This window comes from Burkholderia sp. Ac-20392 (genome assembly GCF_017104585.1).
Taxonomy (GTDB): domain Bacteria; phylum Pseudomonadota; class Gammaproteobacteria; order Burkholderiales; family Burkholderiaceae; genus Burkholderia; species Burkholderia lata.
On sequence record NZ_JAAGPB010000678.1, the window covers coordinates 1 to 3,666 of the forward strand.

The window sequence follows — 3,666 nt, forward strand, 5'->3', positions numbered from 1 at the left end:
TGGTTGCCGCCGCGATCGCCAATCCGGGCGCGGCGCGCGTGTCGGGCGCCGGCTGGCCCGACGCGAGCGGCGGTGCGAACGGCGTACCGGTGGGCGCGAGCGATTCGACCGACCTGCCGGTGATCCAGGCCGATCCGCGCACGAACTCGATTCTCGTGCGCGACGTGCCGGAACACATGACGCAGTATCCGGACCTGATCGCGCTCCTCGACGTCAAGCCGCGTTTGATCGAGATCGAGGCGCGCATCATCCAGATCGACGAAGGCGCGCTCAAGCAGCTCGGCGTCGACTGGCGCGCGCACAACAGCCATGTCGATCTGCAGACGGGCACGGGGCTCACGTCGCAGAATTCGTATGCGAACGGTTCGCTGAATCCGACATTCGGTTCGATCACGGTGCCTGGCAACGATTCGGTTGGCCTGCCGGCGAGCCCGCTCGGGTTGTCGCTGACGGCCGTGCTCGGCGACGCGGGCCGCTATCTGCTCGCGCGCATCAACGCGCTCGAATCGTCGAACCAGGCGCGCACCGACGCGAGCCCGAAAGTCACGACGCTCGACAACGTCGAAGCGGTGATGGACAACAAGAAGCAGTTCTTCGTGCGCGTCGCGGGCTACACGTCGGCCGACCTGTACAGCATCTCGACGGGCGTGTCGCTGCGCGTGCTGCCGATGGTCGTCGAGGAGGGCGGGCGCACGCAGATCAAGCTCGACGTGCGGATCGTCGACGGCGAGCTGTCGCGGCAAACGGTCGACAACATTCCGGTGATCGAATCGAACGAGATCAACACGCAGGCGTTCATCGAGCAGGGGCAGGCGTTGCTGATCGCCGGCTACAAGGTGGATGCGCGCTCGAGCACGCAATCGGGCATACCGGTGCTGTCGAAGCTGCCGCTCGTCGGCGCGCTGTTCCGCGCGACCGACAGACAGGACGGACATAGTGAGCGGCTCTTTCTCGTGACGCCGCGTGTGATCGAGCCTTGAACGGGCGGCGGCCGGGTGTGAGGTCGGACGGAGTTCGTGGAGGCCAACGGGTCAACGAGCGATCTGATCCAGATGGAAGCGCTGCGCGAACGCGACAGGCGATGGGTCATTCAGACGCGCCTTCGTGTGTTGCCGGTTGTTTTTTGTCTACGTTCACGAAGTGCTGAAGTGCTGGCCGACAGGGGAGTATGTCGACCCGGGGCCGGTCTGGCGTTTGCTCATCATCGTCTTCGCGCGGGACGACCTGACGAGCCTCATGAACGGGTGTCGATCGGACCTGGCGCGCTCGCGTGGCGCGGCACGCATCAACCACCAACGCCAGACGGCGGCGCCTGCCATTGCCGCACATGATCGATCAACGCCCGCAGCTTCGGCACCATGTTGCGCCGCTGCGGAAAGTAGAGAAAGAAGCCGGGGAATGGTGGCAGGAAATCCTCGAGCAGCGGCACGAGCGAGCCGTCGTCGAAATGCGCGCGCAGGCAGTCCTCGGGCGCGAACGTGATGCCGGCGCCGGCCAGCGCGAGGCGCAGCATCAGGCGCAAGTCGTTGGTCGTCAGCTGCGGCTCGACCGCGACGTCGAACGGGCGGCCGTCTTCCACGAACTCCCAGCGGTAAGGCGCCAGCTCGGGCGACAGCCGCCAGCCGATACAGCGGTGCCGGACGAGCTCGTCAGGGTGGCCGGGTGCGCCGTACTTTTCGACGTAGCCGGGCGCGGCCGCCGCGCGTTCGCGTTGCTCGCCGCCCAGCGGCACGGCAATCATGTCCTTTTCGATGACCTGTCCCAGACGGATCCCGGCATCGAAGCCACGCTCGACGATATCGAATTCTTCGTCCGTGACGGTCACGTCGATGGTCACGTCGGGATAACGCTCGGCAAAGCTTGCCAGCAACGGGCCCGACAGGAAGGGCTCGGCAATCGACGTGGCCGTGAGCCGAAGATGGCCGCGCGGCGCGTCGGTGGTGCCCGTGGCATCGAGCGCGCTGCCGATGTCGACGAGCGGCCCCTCCAGCGACTGCACCAGCTGCGCGCCCGCGTCGGTCAATTGAACCGATCGCGTGGTGCGCACCACCAGTGCGACGCCGAGCGTGTCCTCGAGCCGCCGGATGCCCTGGCTGACCGCGGAGCGGGTGACGCCCATCCGGTCGGCCGCCGCGCGGAAGTTCCGTTCCCTGGCGACGGCGAGGAGCAGCGGCAGAAGATTCAGGTCCATATCATTGTCCAGTGACGCTAACCAACCCATCCAGTATTCACCATCTACAAGCGACAGAGAAGCGGCGATATCGTCCTGTCATCGAAACAGGGAGGTGTCATGGACAAAGTCATTCTCATCACGGGCGCATCGAGCGGAATCGGCGAGGGCATTGCACGCGCGCTGGCGGTACCGGGCGCGAAGCTCATGCTCGGTGCGCGGCGCACGGACCGGCTCGACGCCATCGCGCGCGATCTCCGCGCGGCGGGCGCCGCAGTCGAAACCTGCTCGCTCGACGTGACCGATCGCCGATCGGCGCAAGCGTTCGCGGATGCGGCGCTGGAGACGTGGGGGCACATCGACGTCCTGGTGAACAACGCGGGCGTCATGCCGCTGTCGCCGCTCGTCGCCGGCCATCACGACGAATGGGACCGCATGGTCGACGTCAACATCAAGGGCGTCCTGTGGAGCATCGCGGCCGTGCTGCCGCACATGGATTCGCGCGGCGCCGGGCAGATCATCAACATCGCGTCGATCGGCGCGCTGTCGGTGTCGCCGACCGCCGCCGTCTACTGCGCGACGAAGTTCGCGGTGCGCGCGTTGTCGGACGGCCTGCGCCAGGAGCATCCGGCACTGCGGATCACCTGCATCAATCCCGGCGTCGTCGAAAGCGAGCTGGCCGACACGATCACGCACGGGCCGACCCAGGCGTACATGCGCGAGTACCGCGCGATTGCGCTGCAACCGGCGGATATCGGGCGCGCGGTGCGCCACGTGATCGAGTCGCCGTCGAGCGTCAGCGTGAACGAACTCACGATCCGGCCGACGGGCCAGACCAGCTGAACCGCCGTTTCCTCAAGGAGCAACCGATGAACGATCAATCGCCCGTGTGGTTCATTTCCGGTGCATCGTCCGGCCTCGGCCGGGCGCTCGCCGAAGCCGTGCTCGAACGTGGCTGGCGCGCGGTGGTGACCGCCCGCCAGCCCGACAGCCTGTCGGATCTCGCCCGGCGGTACGACGAACGCGTGTTGCCGCTGCCGCTCGACGTCACCGACCCGGCTTCGATCGCACGCGCCGTCGAGCAGGCGCGATCGCGTTTCGGCGCAATCGACGTGCTCGTCAACAGCGCCGGCTACGGGTATCTCGCCGCGATCGAGGAAGGCGAGGACCGGCAGATCCGCGCGCAGTTCGAGGTCAACGTGTTCGGCCTCAACGCACTGACGCAGCGGATTCTTCCCGGCATGCGGCAGCAGCGCCGAGGCCACATCTTCAATCTGTCGTCGCTCGGCGGGCTCGTCGCGTTTGCCGCGACGGGCTACTACCACGCGACGAAATTCGCGGTCGAGGCCCTGTCCGAATCGCTGTCTCATGAAGTCGCGCCGCTGGGCATTCGCGTGACGATCGTCGAGCCGGGCGCGTTTCGCACCGACTGGGCGGGGCGTTCGATGGTTGAATCCGCGATCCGGATCGACGACTACGCGGAAACGGCGGGCAAG

4 protein-coding genes are annotated in these 3,666 nt (G+C 66.9%); 3 read left to right on the forward strand and 1 reads right to left on the reverse strand.

What is annotated here, in order from left to right:
* A partial coding sequence (gene sctC / locus G3N99_RS36710; protein WP_206124806.1) for a type III secretion system outer membrane ring subunit SctC occupies positions 1 to 980 on the forward strand: 980 nt, incomplete at its 5' end.
* Positions 981 to 1,285: 305 nt separating this feature from the next.
* On the opposite strand, the gene G3N99_RS36715 is transcribed toward sctC, so the two are convergent.
* A complete protein-coding gene (locus G3N99_RS36715) occupies positions 1,286 to 2,191 on the reverse strand; it encodes a LysR family transcriptional regulator (RefSeq protein WP_174943554.1) in 906 nt (301 codons plus the stop codon).
* Between the two features lie 99 nt (positions 2,192 to 2,290).
* Between G3N99_RS36715 and G3N99_RS36720 the strand changes: the two genes are divergently transcribed.
* The gene (locus G3N99_RS36720; RefSeq protein ID WP_206124807.1) at positions 2,291 to 3,013 is read left to right on the forward strand and encodes an SDR family oxidoreductase; all 723 of its coding nucleotides are present in this window, start codon (positions 2,291 to 2,293) and stop codon (positions 3,011 to 3,013) included.
* 26 nt (positions 3,014 to 3,039) lie between these two features.
* A partial coding sequence (locus tag G3N99_RS36725; RefSeq protein ID WP_206124808.1) for an oxidoreductase occupies positions 3,040 to 3,666 on the forward strand: 627 nt, incomplete at its 3' end.

Excerpts from the sequence above, each read along its gene's own strand:
- G3N99_RS36715 (WP_174943554.1), bottom strand. The coding sequence starts at position 2,191 with ATGGACCTGAATCTTCTGCCGCTGCTCCTCGCCGTCGCCAGGGAACGG.
- G3N99_RS36720 (WP_206124807.1), top strand. The coding sequence starts at position 2,291 with ATGGACAAAGTCATTCTCATCACGGGCGCATCGAGCGGAATCGGCGAG.